Origin of the sequence: Methylobacillus gramineus (assembly GCF_020532675.1) — a bacterium.
Lineage (GTDB): Bacteria > Pseudomonadota > Gammaproteobacteria > Burkholderiales > Methylophilaceae > Methylobacillus > Methylobacillus gramineus.
The window spans coordinates 1,765,802-1,783,041 of record NZ_JAJAVE010000001.1 but is presented as its reverse complement, the minus strand read 5'-3'; the positions used below and the strand labels follow the sequence as shown (position 1 = coordinate 1,783,041).

The 17,240-nt window shown below is 50.5% G+C and carries 16 protein-coding genes and 1 tRNA gene; 7 read left to right on the top strand and 10 right to left on the bottom strand.

Annotation, left to right across the window (positions count from 1 at the left end):
- The first annotated feature begins 155 nt into the window (after nucleotides 1-155).
- Genes LG201_RS08330 through LG201_RS08320 form a run of 3 tightly spaced genes read left to right on the top strand, consistent with a single transcriptional unit; the run spans nucleotide 156 to nucleotide 3,690 of the window.
- A complete protein-coding gene (locus tag LG201_RS08330) occupies nucleotides 156-911 on the top strand; it encodes an ABC transporter ATP-binding protein (RefSeq protein WP_226771692.1) in 756 nt (251 codons plus the stop codon).
- Nucleotides 908-2,338 carry an ABC transporter permease gene (locus tag LG201_RS08325; RefSeq protein ID WP_226771691.1) on the top strand — a complete coding sequence of 477 codons (1,431 nt, stop codon included), beginning with the start codon at nucleotides 908-910 and terminating at the stop codon, nucleotides 2,336-2,338. Before LG201_RS08330 ends, LG201_RS08325 begins: the two co-directional genes overlap by 4 nt.
- Nucleotides 2,335-3,690, top strand: a complete 1,356-nt coding sequence (locus LG201_RS08320) for an ABC transporter permease (RefSeq protein WP_226771690.1) — start codon at nucleotides 2,335-2,337, stop codon at nucleotides 3,688-3,690. Before LG201_RS08325 ends, LG201_RS08320 begins: the two co-directional genes overlap by 4 nt.
- A gap of 334 nt (nucleotides 3,691-4,024) precedes the next feature.
- Here the strand turns inward: LG201_RS08320 and LG201_RS08315 are convergent.
- Nucleotides 4,025-4,101 (bottom strand) — tRNA-Arg (locus tag LG201_RS08315).
- A gap of 125 nt (nucleotides 4,102-4,226) precedes the next feature.
- Here LG201_RS08315 and LG201_RS08310 point away from each other — a divergent pair.
- Nucleotides 4,227-4,505, top strand: a complete 279-nt coding sequence (locus LG201_RS08310) for a hypothetical protein (protein ID WP_226771689.1) — start codon at nucleotides 4,227-4,229, stop codon at nucleotides 4,503-4,505.
- A 46-nt stretch (nucleotides 4,506-4,551) separates the two neighbouring features.
- A complete protein-coding gene (locus tag LG201_RS08305) occupies nucleotides 4,552-5,382 on the top strand; it encodes a symmetrical bis(5'-nucleosyl)-tetraphosphatase (RefSeq protein WP_226771688.1) in 831 nt (276 codons plus the stop codon).
- 52 nt (nucleotides 5,383-5,434) lie between these two features.
- Here LG201_RS08305 and LG201_RS08300 read toward each other — a convergent pair whose 3' ends face one another.
- The 5 genes from LG201_RS08300 to LG201_RS08280 all read right to left on the bottom strand — a co-directional run bounded on the left by LG201_RS08300 (nucleotide 5,435) and on the right by LG201_RS08280 (nucleotide 9,187).
- A complete protein-coding gene (locus tag LG201_RS08300; protein WP_226771687.1) occupies nucleotides 5,435-6,193 on the bottom strand; it encodes a lysophospholipid acyltransferase family protein in 759 nt (252 codons plus the stop codon).
- Nucleotides 6,194-6,212: 19 nt separating this feature from the next.
- Nucleotides 6,213-6,962, bottom strand: coding sequence for a GNAT family N-acetyltransferase (locus LG201_RS08295; protein ID WP_226771686.1), 750 nt, complete (start codon nucleotides 6,960-6,962; stop codon nucleotides 6,213-6,215).
- Between the two features lie 112 nt (nucleotides 6,963-7,074).
- Nucleotides 7,075-7,527 carry an outer membrane lipoprotein gene (locus LG201_RS08290; protein WP_226771685.1) on the bottom strand — a complete coding sequence of 151 codons (453 nt, stop codon included), beginning with the start codon at nucleotides 7,525-7,527 and terminating at the stop codon, nucleotides 7,075-7,077.
- A gap of 10 nt (nucleotides 7,528-7,537) precedes the next feature.
- Nucleotides 7,538-8,500 (bottom strand): carbohydrate kinase family protein, encoded by a 963-nt coding sequence (locus LG201_RS08285; protein WP_226771684.1) that lies wholly within the window; start codon nucleotides 8,498-8,500, stop codon nucleotides 7,538-7,540.
- Between the two features lie 123 nt (nucleotides 8,501-8,623).
- On the bottom strand, nucleotides 8,624-9,187 hold the full coding sequence (locus LG201_RS08280) for a TetR/AcrR family transcriptional regulator (RefSeq protein ID WP_226771948.1): 564 nt from the start codon (nucleotides 9,185-9,187) through the stop codon (nucleotides 8,624-8,626).
- Nucleotides 9,188-9,442: 255 nt separating this feature from the next.
- On the opposite strand from LG201_RS08280, the gene LG201_RS08275 reads away from it, so the two are divergent.
- Complete coding sequence (locus LG201_RS08275; protein WP_226771683.1) at nucleotides 9,443-9,961, top strand: SRPBCC family protein; 519 nt, start codon at nucleotides 9,443-9,445, stop codon at nucleotides 9,959-9,961.
- An 85-nt stretch (nucleotides 9,962-10,046) separates the two neighbouring features.
- Here the strand turns inward: LG201_RS08275 and LG201_RS08270 are convergent, their stop codons facing one another.
- The 3 genes from LG201_RS08270 to LG201_RS08260 are packed head-to-tail and all read right to left on the bottom strand — an operon-like array spanning nucleotide 10,047 to nucleotide 11,773.
- Nucleotides 10,047-10,838, bottom strand: coding sequence for a hypothetical protein (locus LG201_RS08270; protein ID WP_226771682.1), 792 nt, complete (start codon nucleotides 10,836-10,838; stop codon nucleotides 10,047-10,049).
- Nucleotides 10,839-10,851: 13 nt separating this feature from the next.
- Entirely contained in the window at nucleotides 10,852-11,265 is a 414-nt protein-coding gene (gene hemJ, locus LG201_RS08265) for a protoporphyrinogen oxidase HemJ (RefSeq protein WP_226771681.1), read from the bottom strand.
- Nucleotide 11,266: 1 nt separating this feature from the next.
- Nucleotides 11,267-11,773, bottom strand: coding sequence for a peroxiredoxin family protein (locus LG201_RS08260; RefSeq protein ID WP_226771680.1), 507 nt, complete (start codon nucleotides 11,771-11,773; stop codon nucleotides 11,267-11,269).
- A gap of 211 nt (nucleotides 11,774-11,984) precedes the next feature.
- Here LG201_RS08260 and LG201_RS08255 point away from each other — a divergent pair, with 211 nt between their 5' ends.
- Nucleotides 11,985-15,800: a DUF3683 domain-containing protein gene (locus LG201_RS08255; RefSeq protein ID WP_226771679.1), complete on the top strand. Its 3,816-nt coding sequence runs from the start codon at nucleotides 11,985-11,987 to the stop codon at nucleotides 15,798-15,800.
- Nucleotides 15,801-15,867: 67 nt separating this feature from the next.
- Here LG201_RS08255 and LG201_RS08250 read toward each other — a convergent pair whose 3' ends face one another.
- Nucleotides 15,868-17,229, bottom strand: a complete 1,362-nt coding sequence (locus tag LG201_RS08250; RefSeq protein WP_226771678.1) for an amidohydrolase — start codon at nucleotides 17,227-17,229, stop codon at nucleotides 15,868-15,870.
- Between the last annotated feature and the right edge of the window lie 11 nt (nucleotides 17,230-17,240).

The window sequence follows — 17,240 nt, the reverse complement described above, 5'->3', positions numbered from 1 at the left end:
GCGGCTTCCAGCTTCTAATTGTATAAAAGGTGCAATTCAGGAGTTTGTGTTATACCATGTGGGATTTTATGCAACATTGTTGCGTATTTGGGTGGTAGGGCAACTCCAGTTCGACCTATCGCGTCAGATAGATTTGATAATAAAGCTTCCAAATTATGTTGATTGATAAAGTAATTTCATCCGAAGCCTCCAGCTCCGAATATGTACTTGATGCAAGGGATGTTCTGGCAGGGTACGGCAGCAAAACCATCCTGCACGAGTTGAATCTGCACATTCGCCCTGGCGAGATTTATGCCTTGTTAGGCGCAAATGGCGCAGGAAAGACAACCACATTAAGCCTTTTTCTGGGCTTCTTGGCCCCTCAATCAGGTTTAGTCCGTGTTAATGGTATTGACCCATTCACCCGGCCAACTGAGGCCAGGAAGAATTTTGCCTACATTCCTGAGAATGTAGCACTCTATGAACATTTGAGTGCCCGTGAAAATGTGGCTTACCTGTTAGACCTTGCAGGGCAGCATGAAGATGCAAGTACTATATCTAATGCACTGGCTGCAGCAGGCCTGGACTCTTCAGCATTTGATTTGCGGGTAGGGGGATTTTCAAAAGGGATGCGTCAGAAAGTGGCTATTGCTTTGGCATTGGCGCGCAAAGTGCCTGCATTGTTGCTTGATGAGCCAACCTCCGGATTGGATCCCCAAGCCACAACCGAATTCAATCGCTTGTTGGGCCTCCTCAGGCAGCAAGGGGTTGCCATACTCATGGTGACACATGATCTCCTCAGCGCTGCCGATATCGCTGATCGTATTGGTTTCCTGGAGGCAGGCCGATTAGTTGAGGAGGTTGCCGCTCAAGGCCAGGATCGTTTTGACGTCCGGAATCTGCATCGCCGATATGCTGGACAAGCAATATGAGCATCGTGTTACGCATTGCCCGCGAAGAGTGGCGCTCGCTATTAAGAAATCGTGTTGCCGTGATGGGCACGATTTTGTTAACCATATTGATGCTGATTGCGTCACTCACTGCCTGGGAACATCAGCGCAATGCTGGTGAAGAAAGAGCTCGCTACCAAGCTCAATCCAATCACGAGTTCGAATCACAGCCTGACCGTCATCCACATCGGGTGGCCCATTATGGTCATTTCCTATTTAGGCCTTTAAATGCGCTTGCAGCATTTGATCCCGGCATTAATGCCTACACCGGCAATACGCTGTTTCTAGAGGCTCACCGCCAGAACAGCGCAAACTTTGGTGATGTGAGGCAATCGTCGTTATTGTTGCGCTTTGGTCAATTAACGCCAGCGTTTGTGTTGCAGGTGCTTGCGCCGTTATTACTGATATTTGTTGGCTTTGCTGGTGTTTCGCGTGAGCGTGAGTCAGGCACATTGCGGGTGCTTCTAACACAAGGCGTGAGTAGCCAGCAGCTTGTGATAGGCAAGCTGGTTGCGCTTTTAGGCTTTTCAGGCTTGATCCTGCTTCCTGCAGTAGTAGGATTGTGCTTGTTATCAGTGTCTGGAGCGTCTGCCTGGGCGATGACCTTGCTGTTGATCGGTGGATATACTTTATGGCTTCTTCTGTGGTCATTAGCCGTGATATTTATTTCAAGCCTATGCCAGCGTGGACGTGACTCACTTTTAGCCTTAATGGCCATATGGGTGTTGGTCGTTATATTGTTGCCCCGATGGGTGCCGGACATGGCTAACGCGGCTATCGCTTTACCTACGCGCTTCGAAAATGAGATCTCCGTTCAACGTGAATATCTTGCCCTTGGAGATGCGCATAATCCAGATGATCCGAAATTCGCAGAGTTCCGCGACAAAGTGCTCAAACAATATGGTGTGACGCGTATCGAAGACTTGCCGGTCAACTTCAAGGGGCTTGTCGGAATGGAGGGGGAGCGCAAGTCGAGTGAATTGTTCAGTCACTATTCGACGAGAGCATTTGACCTCCAGGCTCAACAAAATAGCTTTGTTGATGGATTCAGTTTGTTAAGCCCCTTATTTGCGCTTAAGCGACTTTCAATGACAGCCTCAGGTACGGACTTGCAAAACTTCCGACGTTTCCTTGAACAGGGAGAACAGTATCGTTACAACCTGGTGCAAGGCTTGAACAAGCTGCAAGCTGAGAGCTTAACTTATGCTGACGATACCAATCGTCAGAAGGAAAACCGCATCGCACGCTCGAATTGGCAGGCTTTTCCTGAGTTTAAATTTACCCCTGGCTCCTCAATTGAGACACTAAAAGGTGCTTTGGCATCAATTGGCGTTTTAACGCTTTGGATCATGGTGCTTGGAGTTTTGAGCTGGTTACAAAGCCGGCGCTTAGGGAGGGCAATACGATGAGTTGGCTGTCTCATGAATTAAGGCTATTACAACGCTCTCATTTATCCATCATCGCGCTGATTTTGCTTTTCCTGTTAAGTGGGCTGGCAGTGTGGTCAGGGCTCAAGGAGATAAAGCATCAGCATGACACCATTGCCAGGCTAGCTCCTTTGCAAGAGCAGGATCTTGCGGCGGTGGCTAAGACATATTCGAATGCTGCAAACGCTGGATATCCTGCCTACTATACGTTTTATAGCACATGGGATACTCCTTCGGATGCTGCATTTCTTTCAATCGGCATACGGGATTCCGCGCCTTATGTTCTTCGCGTACGTGCCCTGGGCTTGCAAGCTCAGCTGTATGAAGGGGAAATATTTAATCCTGAGTTAGCATTGCCTGGTCGTTTCGATTTTGCTTTTGTGTTGATCTACTTGACTCCTCTTTTCATCATTGCGCTCATGCATGACATGATCTCAGGTGAGCAACAATCTGGCAGATTGCGCCTATTAGTGTCTTTACCGGAAGGGCGTCTTGTCTGGTTAAGACGCACCAGCTTGCGTTTTGTGCTGGTGTTGATGTGCCTAGTCATTCCTGTTTTGCTGGGAGCGACCATCACTAGCACTAACCTTAGCTCCCTCTCGATCATTATGGCTGTCATATCTAGCTACGTGGCGTTTTGGTTTGGATTGACTTTATTGATCACAACCCAGGGGTGGCGATCAGTGACAAACGCCACAGCATTGATGAGCGTATGGGTGTTACTCACTTTAGTATTACCGTCCCTAGCCAATGTTGCCTTGCTTCGTGCTGTGCCAGTGCATCAAGGTGTAGACCTGATGCTAGCGCAAAGGCAGGCTGTGCATGGCGCATGGGAAGTACCCCGCGAAGAAACAATGCAACGCTTTTTCGTTCATCATCCAGAGTGGAGTGGCACGGCCCCGCTGCCTCAAGACTTCCATTGGAAATGGTATTTTGCTTTCCATCAGCTTGGTGATGAAAGTGTAGCGCCTCTAGCTAACGCGTATAGGGCTGGTTTGTTAGAAAGGCAAGCATGGACGAACCGCTTGGGGTGGTTGTTACCAGGGGTTGGGGCTCAAGCGATATTACATCGTGTAGCCGATACTGATCTGCTTGCGCAACTTTCTTACCAGGATCAGATTGAAGCATTCCACCGCCAGATCCGGGAATTTTATTATGCATACCTATTTGAGGATCGGCCTTTTGGGGCAGCAGATTTCGCCAAGCAACCGGTTTTTCAACCAAGTGCACATAACATCGCACCACCAGAACATACATTTTTCATGCTAATTCTGAGCTGGATGGTGTTCTTGATTGGAGTATGGCGGTTGAAGACGGTGCGTCTTGATAGCTAATGAAAGCGGGTTTATGAGGTTGGGGATATACAGTCAGGACAAGTTGTCGTGATCAAGTCATCCCAGACACTGCATTAAGTTTTTCTTCGACCATGGCTGGTGACGATCCGTTAGCGCTACAGCCGCTAACGGAATTTTCTACTGGCATACTGACTTTCATTGATCTGAGTGAAACATCAGACCTGGTGGTCTCCCACGCTGATGAAATGCCATCTTCAATGCTTGTGCCCCAGATTAAGCGTCATTCTGTGGATGCTACTGGAAAGTACCACACGTACTTTTAAACTTGTTGGGAGACTTGGCTGATTTGAAAATCAAAGTATTAATGATTGATTGGTGCGCCCGACAGGAGTCGAACCTGTGACCTTTGGCTTCGGAAACCAACACTCTATCCAACTGAGCTACGGGCGCATTTTGAGGCAGGCGCGAATTATATCAAATGGCGGGGCAGTTGTCCTTGCTAGTAACCTTTTCCCTGTTGCGGGTTATTCAGTATAATTAGGCTCATTTTCCCATGTATCAAGGATATGGTTGGCATGAGCGCGCAAGAGTACGATTTTCCTAAAACAACTAAAAAAGAATTTATCCTGGCAGTGCTAGGTGGATTGTTTGCCCCTGTATTGGTACTTTTTCTGGTTGCCCGCTTGTTTTTCGGTATCCAGGCCAGCCATATTGATGATCCGGAAGTAAAGCAGCCCACTGCGGCTGAGGCTGCCAAGCCTGCTGAAGATGGGGAGGCTGATGAAGATGCGGCTGATGCGGAGGCACCAGTAGCTGAAGAGCCTGCCGCCGCTGAAGGCGAAAAGAGCGAATAAGGCTTAGCTTTATTCGTCTCAATTTCCTGTTGAAATAGCGGTCCTTATGTCTACATATGCAATAGGTGACATCCAGGGCTGCTACCATTCTTTTCTCTCCTTGCTGGATGCTATCCAGTTTGATCCCACCACAGACAAGCTCTGGCTGGTGGGTGATCTGATCAATCGTGGTTCGGGTTCTCTGGAAACGCTTCGTTGGGCCAAGGCGCATGAGTCCAGTGTGATTATGGTGCTGGGCAATCATGATTTGCATGCGCTCGTTGTGGCTGAAGGCTATGTCCGCGCGCATCGCAGTGATACTTTACAACCCATTTTTGATGCGCCAGACCGGCAGGAATTGCTTGACTGGTTGAGGTTCCGTCCCATTATTCATGGAGATGGCGATCTGCTGATGGTGCATGCTGGCTTGTTGCCGCAATGGCAAGCCGAAGAGGCGCTGGCGTTGGGGCGTGAGGTGGAAGATGCATTGCGCGGAGACCTGTATCAGGATTTTCTGGCACAGATGTATGGTAATTATCCGCTGCAGTGGCGTGATGATTTACAAGGGATGGATCGCTTGCGCATGATTACTAATGCCATGACGCGCTTACGTGTTTGCAGCGTGGACGGTGAGATGGATTTCCATTTCAAGGGTGAGTTGGCGGATATTCCCGCTGGCAATCTGCCGTGGTTCGATGTGCCTGCCCGGCATTCTGTAGATGCGACCATTATCTTTGGACATTGGTCTGCATTGGGATTGCAGCAGCGCGATAATTTGTATGCGCTGGACACCGGTTGCCTTTGGGGTGGGCGGTTGACTGCATTGCGCCTGGAAGACCGGCAGACCTTTCAGGTGGAGTGTCATCCTGCCGATGCGCCGCGCCGTATCAAGGCCTAGTTGTAGAACGTCTTCTGGGCATCTCGCCCCGAAATTATTAAGGTTGTTGTGATTAATGCAGGTCTAGCTTGGCAGCAATCGATTGTCTGGCCATTAAGCACAATCCTCTTCTTTCATGCCCTGCACTTGCAATTGGAGCGGCAAAATTCAGTTCCACCACTGGGTGTCGTTGTCCCAATATCATCAACAGTGATTGCCACATGGTGGTGTCGTTGTGGTATGCCATGGCGATATTCGTACTGCCATCCGGATTGGGATAGCGGATAGAAAATGGGCGAATGTCGGTGTGGGCATCAATCGCGGCTTGCATCAGGCTACCCTTGAATGGGCGCAACTCATTTCCGTCTGTAGTTGTGCCTTCAGGAAAGTAGCATAGGCAATCGCCAGCTTGCAGGCTTTGAGTGGCGGTGGCCACAATGCGGCTGGCATCCTGTTTTTTATCCCGCTCAATAAACAAGGTGTTTGCCTGCGCCATTAGCCATCCAAGGACAGGCCAGGAGCGAATATCGGACTTGGCAATAAAGCGCACGGTACGCATGCTATTGAGGGCATGTATATCCAGCCACGAGATATGGTTGGCCACAAACATGGCGCCACGTACTTGTTCATTGGGTACATGGCCTGTTGCCACTACGCGAATATTCAGGATACCCATGAATTGCCCGCTCCAGCGACTAATGATGCGGTCACGCCTTAAATGCGTGACGCGGGGCAATATCGTGGCGGCGATTGTGACTCCGTAAACCGTGTGGAGAAAAAGACGCGTCAGGCGATAGAGTTGAGTAGGGAGAGGCGTCTTTTTATTGTGCAAGCGGGTGTGTGCGGGCAGCCTATTTGAAAAAGTGAGCTGCATAGCGTTTGTTGATTCTCGACAATGGTAGCATGACCAGCATGTCTGCCGTGTTGAAATCAGGATCCCAGGCCGGTGCGCCGCAAATGTATGCACCCAGGCGTAAATAGCCTTTGATCAATGGCGGGCAATTGACTTCAATGTCATTCCTCAACGCTTCCAAGGGTAATGGGCAATTGGGAAACACACGATATTCCGCTGGAGACAGGTGTTCTTGCTGTAACTGGTGATAGAGGCTGGCTGCCATGTGGCCGCCATCTGCCATGCCGATACTGCCGCACCCAATCATGTATTCGTAGCGGTGTACCTTCATGTAATTGGCAAGTCCTGCCCATAACATGGTGATGGTGCCACCCATTCTGTAGTTCTTGTGTACGCAGGCACGTCCCACTTCTACCATGCTGGATGACAGGTGGCGCAGGCGCGAAAGGTCAAACTCGCCTGCGGAGTAATAGCCTCCAGCTTCATTGGCCATAGCAGGGCTGAGAATTCGGTAAGTACCGACGACTTCACCGGTATTGTGATCACGGACTAATAGATGATCGCAGAATGCATCAAAGCCATCCTTGTCCAGACCATCTGTGCTGGGGATATTGGCTCCCATTTCTTCGGCAAAGACTTTGTAGCGGAGGCGTTGGGCTTCTGCGATTTCAGAAGCGTTGCGGGCAAGGCTGACATATAGCTGGCTGGAACCGGGCCGGGCGCCGGTAGCGGACTGCCGATCAAGCATGGTGCTTTCCTGACTGCTGTTTAGACAGTCAGGACTTTAAAAGCGCCAGGTGACAAATTGGTTAAACGAGTTTTAAGCTTTTGTGAATGTGCCCGGTTTTGCCGAGCAATGATTAATGGCTGACGCGTGTCACGCCACCGCTATCCAGCAAGCGTACCTTGTCGCCAGGGGAAAACTGCACATCGGCTTCTTGCACCACTGCGAGCAGGGTGCCATTTTCCAGTTTGACGGTGATTTCCAGTCCATCCTTGCGGGTAATGCCTTCTTCTGCTGCTGCACCCGCCAAGCCGCCAACCAGTGCGCCAAGCACGGTGGTAATGGCTTGGCCTCTGCCACCACCCAATGTGCTACCGGCAATACCGCCTACGACCGCACCTGCACCACCACCGATCGGGGTTTTGGTCCCTTCCAGCTTGACGTTACGTACACTTTCCACCACACCCAGGCGCACAGTCTGCGTTTTGCGTGCTTCATCGCGGCTATACACATCCCCAGAGTTGGAGCTCATGCATCCCGTAAGCACGAGGAGTATGGACATAGCAGTCAATAATTTGGTGGTGCGCATTTCTTGCTCCTTAAGCGGTTAGTTCATCAGTGTGTTGCGACAATGTTTCATTTACCAGTATCTGGCTGTATATGTGCTGAATTTCATCACGGGTAGCACGATGGTTTTGTCCGCCGCGGCTGGCAATCTTGATTGAGCCCATGACCGAAGCCAGACGGCCACATACTGACCAATCCCAGCCTTGCGAAATGCCGTATAACAAACCGGCACGATAGGCATCACCACACCCAGTTGGATCAACCACTTCCAGCGCTTCCACACATGGGATCTCGTACAGTTGCTCATCGGCATAAATCGTCGAACCTTGAGCACCCTTGGTCACAATCAGCGCTTTTACCTTTGATGCAATGGCATCAAGAGTAAGACCGGTTTTTTCCTGTAATAGTTGCGCCTCATAGTCATTTACTGCGACATAAGTGGCCAAGTCGATAAAGTGCATGAGTTCTTCACCGTTGAACATGGGGAGACCCTGGCCTGGATCGAACAGGAACGGGATACCTTGTTCATGGCATTCCTTTGCATGCTGGAACATGCCTTCGCGTCCGTCTGGGGCGATGATTGCCAATCCAATGTCTTTGGTGTCGGCAACGCTGTTTTGATGACACTCACTCATGGCGCCGGGGTGAAAAGCGGTGATCTGGTTATCATCCATATCGGTTGTAATGAAGGCTTGCGCGGTAAAACTGCCATCAATTTTCTTGATGTGGGTGGTGTCCAGCTTGTTGTCGTTCAACCATTTGTCGTAGACGCCGAAATCTTCGCCAACTGTTGCCATGATCACTGGCTCACCAGACAGTAGGTTCAGGTTATAAGCGATATTACCTGCGGTGCCACCGAACTCGCGGCGCATTTCGGGCACAAAAAAACATACGTTAAGCATATGAATCTTCTCCGGCAGGATGTGATTTTTGAATTGATCGCCAAACACCATGATGGTGTCATATGCCATGGATCCACAGATTAATATACGCATGTCTAGCCTATTGCAATGGTGTAAAGCCTGCATTATCTAGGGCGCGCGAATGCTTCGCAAGTATGAAAAAAGCCTGCTTCATTCGAGGCAGGCTTTTGCAATGGATTTGTAATACTTTAGTAGCTACTTTTCCAGCGCATTCTCAATCAGAATCTTGGCTGCTTTTTTGGCATATTTGACCGCACCAGAGCCACGTTTCATCTGCTCGGCCTGGATTGCACCTTCAATCAGGATGGATAACTGAAGCGCCAGGCTGTCTGCATCTTTGGCGCCAGCGTCTACAGCGAGTTCAGTCAGAAACTGCTTGAATTGCTTGGAGTGCTCGGCAGAAAGGCGATGTACCGGGTTTTCTTCATTGGGGAATTCAGCGGAGGCCTTGAGGAATGCCATACCACGGAAATCAGGTGCAGTAACCCATTCTTCAATAAAGTCGAACAGCTTTTGCAGGCGCTCGGAAGGTTTCTTGGTGTTCTTGTTCAGTTTCTGGTTCAGCCAGGTGCTGAAGTCGGCATGCCCTTTGTGCAACACCTCCAGGATCAGGTCTTCCTTGCTGCGGAAATATTTGTACAGTGTCATCTTGGTGGTGCCTGCTACCGCTACGATGGTATCCACGCCGGTCGAGTTGATGCCGCGCGTCTGAAACAAGTCAGAGGCAACATCGAGTATTTTTTCCCTTAGCAAGGACATAGTGCCATTCCCCATATAGCGTAGCTCTTCAGTACGCATTTTTATATACAGATTAGTATATACGTAAATTTGCCAGTGCAATATGAATAAAAACTGCGCTGGCTAATTCTCTAATTCACGCCCGAGTATAAGTCCTGCCTATTAACTCTGCTTGGCTTAAGTGTAAACAAACTGTTACAAAAGTATAAAAAAGTGTAAATTTACGGCTGCAATAGGCAATTTTAAAAACCACAATGTATTTACAGGGAGGTATTGATGAAATGTATTTTAGCTGTTGCGGTAGCCGCTGTGCTGAGTTGCCCCTTAATGGTGTCTGCGGCCCTGGATGAAACCCTGCGCGTCAAGGAAACGGTGGAGATTGATGCACCGGCAGATGTGGTGTGGGAAAAGATTGGCAATTTTGGTGATATGAGCTGGCATCCTGCTGTGGCTTCCACTGAAATTGTAGAGGGCAAGCAGGATGAGGTGGGTGCGAAACGCACACTCACATTGCAGGATGGCGGGAAAATCCATGAGGTGCTGACTGCGCGAGATGCTGAAAGTAAGACACTGAAATATGAAATTACCGAAAGCGTTTTGCCGCTACGTGATTACAGCGCTACGTTGACGGTTCAGGCGAATGGTACAAAAAGCAAGATTGTCTGGAAAAGTATGTTCAAACGTCAGGATCCTGCACATCCAGGCGCGGCGGGCAAAGATGATAAAGCTGCGACTGACGTGATTACTGGGATTTTTCAGTCTGGTTTGGCTAATGTGAAGAAAATCATCAAATGATGATGAAGTGATTGGGGTCAGTGTTGTAAAAAAGCCGATAGATGTCGGCTTTTTTACATGGAGTGTCGTGATTGGCTGAGCTACTCTAGGTTTGCGATGTATTGGCCGGTCCATGGGTTGGTATGCCGGTGTGCATCTTCATTTGAGTCTGCTCAGGTTCAGATAAGGTGGTCAGTGGTCGGTATTCACAGCTGACCTTTTTTATTAATTGGCTGGCCAGTTTGATTTCATCTTCATGGCTGGAGAGATTGCCATCGACGATATTTTGTAGATAAACGCTTCGCTCTGACTCGGCCAGCATCAAGGCTTGCGGGAAGTGGCATTTCCCCTGACGCATGCGTTCCAGCATATTGTAAAGTTCAGCCACCTTGATCGGGTTGGCCACTGGCTGACGCGCACCATTGTTCCATAGCTGATAGCTGGAAGCGTCTTGATGCTGGGCGGGAATATCGCGCAACATATACCAGAACATGAACGATGTAATGATCATCAGGCTTACCAGGCCACTTGTCATGCTGAAATCGCGCACTTTGCGATAGCTGCCATCACATTGAGCCTGTACCAATGCCTGGGTGGCGACTTGGGCGTGATGCAAAGCCTGGCACCCAGGATGCTTGATCTCTCTTTGCAGCGCATTTTCCAGCATGATGAGGATTTGCTGTGCCAGCACCTCAGGTAACTGCGCGCCGCTGGAGCGGGCTTGCTTGGTGAGGTACTGCATCAGGGGTTGTTTGTTCTTCTCTACTTCAAGTGCCAGATCTGTAATAGAGGTGGACTTGCTCTCCAGCACATCAAACACGCGCAATAGCTTCGCCTGAGGCTTGTTTTTGTACTGTTGCAGTGCGCGCAGCAGCCATGATGTGGGTTGAGTAAACATATACGTGTCCTGGCTAGAATGGCTTGACGACCACCAGTATGACAACCCCAATTAATAAAAGCACTGGGAGCTCGTTCAGCCAGCGGTAGTAAACATGACCGTGGCGGTTGCGATTATATTTGAAATCAAATAGCAGCTTGCCACAATAGACATGGTAGGCCAACAGGACTGCCACCAGTGTGAGCTTTGCGTGTAGCCATGCACCAGAAATGCCATAGCCCTGCCATAACCACATGCCGAAGATAATTGTCAGTACGGCACCTGGCGTCATGATGCCAAAGAAGAGTTTACGCTCCATGATTTTGAAACGTTCAGTGCTGACGCTGTCGTCTGCCTGTGCGTGGTAGACAAAGAGGCGGGGCAGATAGAATAGCCCTGCGAACCATGTCACCATAAATACAATATGCCAAGCTTTTATCCATAACATGCTAATGGTTCCCCGATAATTGCTTGTCTAGCAGGCTGCGTAAGGACTTGAAGTCCAGCTCGCCAATGAGTTTCTGAGTAATGCGTCCTTGCTGGTCCACAATGAATGAGGTGGGGGTCACGCGGACATCGCTAAATAAATGAGCAGCTTCGCCTTGACTATCATGGGTAACAGGGAAGGGCAGGGCATTTTTCTGGGTGTAATTGATGACTTGCTGTGGCGCATCGTAAGACATGGCCACGGCAATGACTTCAAAGCCTTTATCTTTATATTGGTTGTAAGTCTCTACTAGGCCTGGCATTTCGGCAATGCATCCCGGGCAGTCTGTTGCCCAGAAGTTGACCAATACCATTTTCCCCTGCAAGGATGACAGTGGGATGGTCTTGCCTTCCAGTGTAACGAAATTAATGGTGGGGGCTTGCGGTTTCTGGGTTAGTGAATAGCCGAGAAATGCCAGTAAGCCGAGTATGACAAGAGGGATGAGTACTTTTCGCAGTTTTGATGACATTGTTCGATCACAGCCAATTCAACATCGAGGATAAATCTGTGTTGCCATTGTGGTGCTTTTTACAGGCTTTGTCATCTGAATTGCACTGTGGGGTGCGTGTGTGTGTATGAAACAATTCTCATTCTCGTGAAAGCCGCGTCACGACTGCATTTGCGTGTAATTCTACGGCTATCTCCATGTTATAATTGTGCCTTTAGCCCTCAGTACAAGCATGACTGCCCGCTTACGCGAAATCCCGTATAACTACACTTCGTTTTCCGATCGTGAAATTGTCATCAGATTCCTCGGCGAGGAAATCTGGGAGGTACTCAATGAGCTGCGAGAAGAGCGCAAGACTGGTCGCTCTGCCCGCATGTTATTTGAAGTGCTGGGCGATCTGTGGGTGGTTTCAAGAAATCCTTATCTGCAGGATGATCTGCTGCAGAACAAGAAGCGTCGCCAGGCACTGATTGATGCGCTGAATCACCGCATCAAGGCGATTGACGAGCGTAGTGCCGGCAATCAGAAGGTGCTGAAGCTGGTGGTGGCTGCCCGCAAGGCAGTCAACGAGTTTGAGCAGGATTTCCGCCAGACCGAGACCTTGCGCAAGCAGGCATTGGCAAAGCTGAGCCGTCATACGCGCAAGGACAATATCCGTTTTGATGGCTTGTCCCGTGTTTCCCATGTGACCGATGCGACCGATTGGCGCGTTGAGTATCCCTTTGTTGTGATCAACCCAGATACTGAAGCGGAGATCGCGGCGCTGGTCCGGATCTGTATTGAGCTAGGCCTGACCATCATTCCACGTGGCGGAGGTACCGGCTATACCGGTGGTGCCATACCATTGACCAAGCTCTCTGCGGTCATCAATACCGAGAAACTCGATCATTATTCCGAAGTCAGTTACACCACATTGCCCGGTGTTAGCGAGCAAGTGCCGGTGATCCATTGTGGCGCGGGTGTAGTGACTCGTCGGGTGATGGAGGCTGCAAGCAATGCAGGGCTGGAATTTGCTGTTGATCCAACCTCGGCCGATGCATCTTGCATAGGCGGTAACGTGGCGATGAATGCGGGTGGCAAGAAGGCGGTGCTATGGGGTACTGCGCTTGATAACCTGGCTTCATGGCGCATGGTGACGCCAGATGCCCAATGGCTGTTTGTGGAGCGCCTGGAGCATAACCAGGGCAAGATTCATGACATCGACATGGCGCGTTTTCGCATTACGCGCTATGAAGAGGATGGTGTAACCCTGATCGGGGAGCCCCATGTCCTAGAAATTCCTGGTCCCAGCTTCCGTACGGTAGGCTTGGGGAAAGATGTGACAGACAAGTTTCTGTCTGGTTTGCCTGGTATCCAGAAGGAAGGCTGTGATGGCCTGATTACCTCAGCCACCTTTATTCTGCATCGCATGCCCAAGCATGTGCGCACCGTGTGCCTTGAGTTTTTCGGCCATGTGGCGCTGGCAGTGCCTTCGATTGTTGAAATCAAGAATTACCTCGATGCCCATGCCAATACAATACTGGCTGGACTAGAGCATCTGGATGAGCGCTATTTGCGGGCGGTGGGCTATGCCACCAAGGCGAATCGCAGCGAGCGTCCCAAGATGGTGTTGATTGCCGATATCGCCAGCGATGATGAAGCGGGTGTAGGTGAAGCAGCTTCGCAAGTGGTACGTTTGGCCAATGCCCGTGGTGGCGAGGGTTTTATTGCGGTTTCCAGTGATGCACGCAAGAAGTTCTGGCTGGACCGTGCACGTACGGCTGCGATTGCCAAGCATACCAACGCGTTCAAGATCAATGAGGATGTGGTGATTCCATTGCCGCGTCTGGGCGATTATTCGGATGGTATCGAGCGTATCAATATCGAGCTTTCCATCCGCAACAAGCTGAAGTTGCTCGATGGCCTGGAAAGCTTTATGCAAGGCGATCTGCCCTTGTATGAGGATGATGAAACCCAGGCTGATCTCGACATGCTGGTGACCAAGCGCCAAATGGCACTGGAACTGTTTGCTGCAACGCGCAAACATTGGAAAAACACGCTGGAAAACCTGGACGGCGCGCTTTCATTGCTGGGGCCAGATTATAGTGATCTTGCCGTGGAGAATATCTTCCGCGCCGTGCAGGAGCATCAGGTGCGTATCTCCTGGAAACAGGACGTCAAGAAAGAGCTGCATCGCATTTTTACCGGTCGTGAATACCGGCGTATTCTGGAAAAATGCGATGAAATCCACAAACAGGTCTTAAAAGGCCGTGTGTTTGTTGCCCTGCACATGCACGCAGGGGATGGCAATGTGCATACCAATATCCCCGTCAACTCTGATGACTATGAAATGATGCAGGCCGCACATGAGGCTGTGGCACGCATCATGAAGCTGGCTACCGGCCTGGGCGGCGTGATCTCGGGTGAGCATGGGATTGGTATCACCAAGATGGAGTTCCTGGACGAGAAAACGGTGTCCAGATTTGCTGCCTACAAGCAACAGGTTGATCCTGAAGGCCGCTTCAACAAGGGCAAGCTGATGGCTGGTTCTGGCCTGCATTCAGCGTATACGCCTTCTTTCGGCCTGCTGGAGCAGGAGTCCATCATCATGGAGCAATCTGCGATTGGTGGCATTGCAGATTCCATCAGCGATTGTTTACGCTGCGGCAAATGCAAGCCTGTCTGCACTACGCATGTGCCACGTGCCAACCTGCTTTATAGTCCGCGCAACAAGATATTGGGTACCTCGCTATTGATAGAGGCATTTCTCTATGAGGAGCAAACGCGTCGCGGGATATCACTCAAGCATTTTGATGAATTCAATGATGTTGCGGATCATTGCACTGTGTGTCATCGCTGCGAAAAACCGTGTCCGGTCGATATCGATTTTGGCGATGTTTCGATTGCCATGCGCAATTTTCTGCGTGAGCAGGGCAAGAAGCATTTCAATCCTGGCACTACTGCGGCCATGACCTTCCTCAATATCAAGGACCCAGCCACGATACGCGCCATGCGTAGCGTGATGGTCGGTGTGGGCTACAAGGCGCAGCGGTTGGGGCATGCGATATTCAAGAAGCTGGGCTTGTTGAATGGCACCAAGAAAAATCCGCCGCCAACGTTGGGCAAGCCTGAAATCAAGGCGCAGGTGATTCATTTCCTCAATCGCCCCATGCCCAAGGCCATGCCAACCAAGACATCACGTGCCTTACTTGGCATTGAAGATGACACCATTGTGCCGGTGATCCGTAATCCACAAAAAACGCATGAAGATTCAGATGCGGTGTTCTATTTCCCTGGATGCGGTTCCGAACGTTTGTTCTCCACCGTAGGCTTGGCAACCCAGGCCATGTTGTATGAGGCTGGCGCTATTACCGTATTGCCGCCAGGTTATTTATGCTGCGGATATCCGCAAACCTCCAGTGGCAATCACGACAAAGGCCAGCAGATCACGGCGGATAACCGGGTGCAGTTCCATCGTGTAGCGAACACCCTCAATTACCTAGACATCAAGACGGTGATTGTTTCATGCGGCACTTGCATGGATCAGCTGCAGAAATATGAGTTTGAACGCATTTTCCCGGGTGCGAGGTTGCTCGACATTCATGAATACCTGATGGAGAAGAATTTCAAGATCGAGGGCGTCACCGGTACACGCTATATGTACCATGACCCGTGCCACAGCCCCATGAAGACCTATGCGCCAATGAAAGTAACCCAGGCGCTGGTGGGTGATAACGATGTTGAGCTCAATGATCGTTGTTGTGGGGAGTCCGGTACGTTTGCAGTGGCCCGCCCCGATATTGCGACCCAGGTCAAAATGCGCAAGCAGGAAGAGCTGGAAAAAGGCCTGACCAAGCTCGGACTGACGCCAGGGGCGCCAGAGCAGGATGTGAAAATCCTGACTTCTTGCCCATCATGCCTGCAAGGCTTGTCACGTTATGGGGAAGATACCGGCATAGAAGCCGATTACATTGTGGTGGAAATGGCCAAACATGTATTGGGTGAAAACTGGATGCAGGATTATGTGCACAAGGCAAATAATGGTGGCATAGAAAAGGTCTTGCTTTAAGCTCTCTGCATCATGAGCACCAAATAAAAAAGCCAGCATTGCTGGCTTTTTTATTTGACCAGGCAGGTTATGGTTGCTGAACTGGAGGAAGCTTATAGCCTCCCTGCGCGAGGTAGTCGAGTACGATGCGCACAAAGGCTTTCTGGCCCACGATCAGTGCACTGTCGTCCAGCAGGAAGTAGGGAGAGTGATTGCCCGCTGCTTTTTCCAGCGGTACTTGTGCTGGGGTGACGCCCAGACCAAACGCCAAGCCTGGGATGACTTTTGCAAATTCCCAGAAGTCTTCGCCGTAATATCCAGAATTGCTATCTACTTTCACGCTTTTTCCAGAAGCCTTGGCTGCACTTTGCAGGCTGGGCAGTACTTTATCTACCAGTGCAGGATCATTAAATCCAGCGGGCCAATGGTGATGATCGAGGATGAACTCTCCCTTGGCACCATGTGCAGCAGCAACATGCTCAGTGATACGCTGTATGCGATTGAGCACATCCTCTCGTTGCGAATTGGATTTCGCGCGCAATGTGCCATCCAGACTGATGGATTCAGGAATGATATTGTGGCGTATCCCGCCATCGACTCGTCCAATGCTAATCACGGGCGGTTTGTTGGCGATCAGGTCGGTCTGGCGGCTGGGGATTTGCTGCAGTGCCAGAATGACCTCGGCCGCAATCGGCACAGGGTCTATACCACGCCAGGGTGAAGCGCCATGGGTCTGCACACCAGTGATTTTTGCCGTGAAATGATCAGAGCTGGCCGCGGTTGGGCCTTTGGTGACACTCAGGCTTCCTGTTTCTCCAGGCCCCACATGCAACATGAAGATAGCGCCCGGGCGTGGATTCTCCAGTGCGCCTTCTTTGATCATTAACGATGCGCCACCTGCCTCGCCATTGGGAGGCCCCTCTTCTGCCGGTTGAAAGATGAATTTCACTGTGCCAGCGAGCTTTTCCCGATTGGCAGCCAGCGCTTCTGCTACGCCCAGGAGAATGGCAATGTGACCATCATGGCCACAGGCGTGCATCACCCCTACGTTCTCGCCGTTGTATTCTGCCTTGGCAGAGGATGCATAAGGCAAGCCAGTTTTCTCCACCACGGGCAAGGCATCCAGTTCTGAGCGCAGCGCAACCACTGGACCTGGTTTGCCGCCCTTGAGGACTGCGACTACTCCAGTGACACCTACACCGCTTTTGACTTCCAATCCCAGTTTGCGCAGGCGATCTGTCACCAGTTGGCTGGTTCGGACTTCACGGTTGCCAAGTTCTGGATGCTGATGGATGTCTTGGCGTAAGGCAATGATCTCTGGCTGTATGGCTTCCAGTTTCAGGTCAATGGCTTTTAGTAGAGGCTGATTGACGCCATCCAGAGCATAGGATGCTGAGCTGGCTAGTGTCAGCATCGCGGCGGCCAGAATCGGTTTTATCTTGAATTGCATGCGTATCCTCA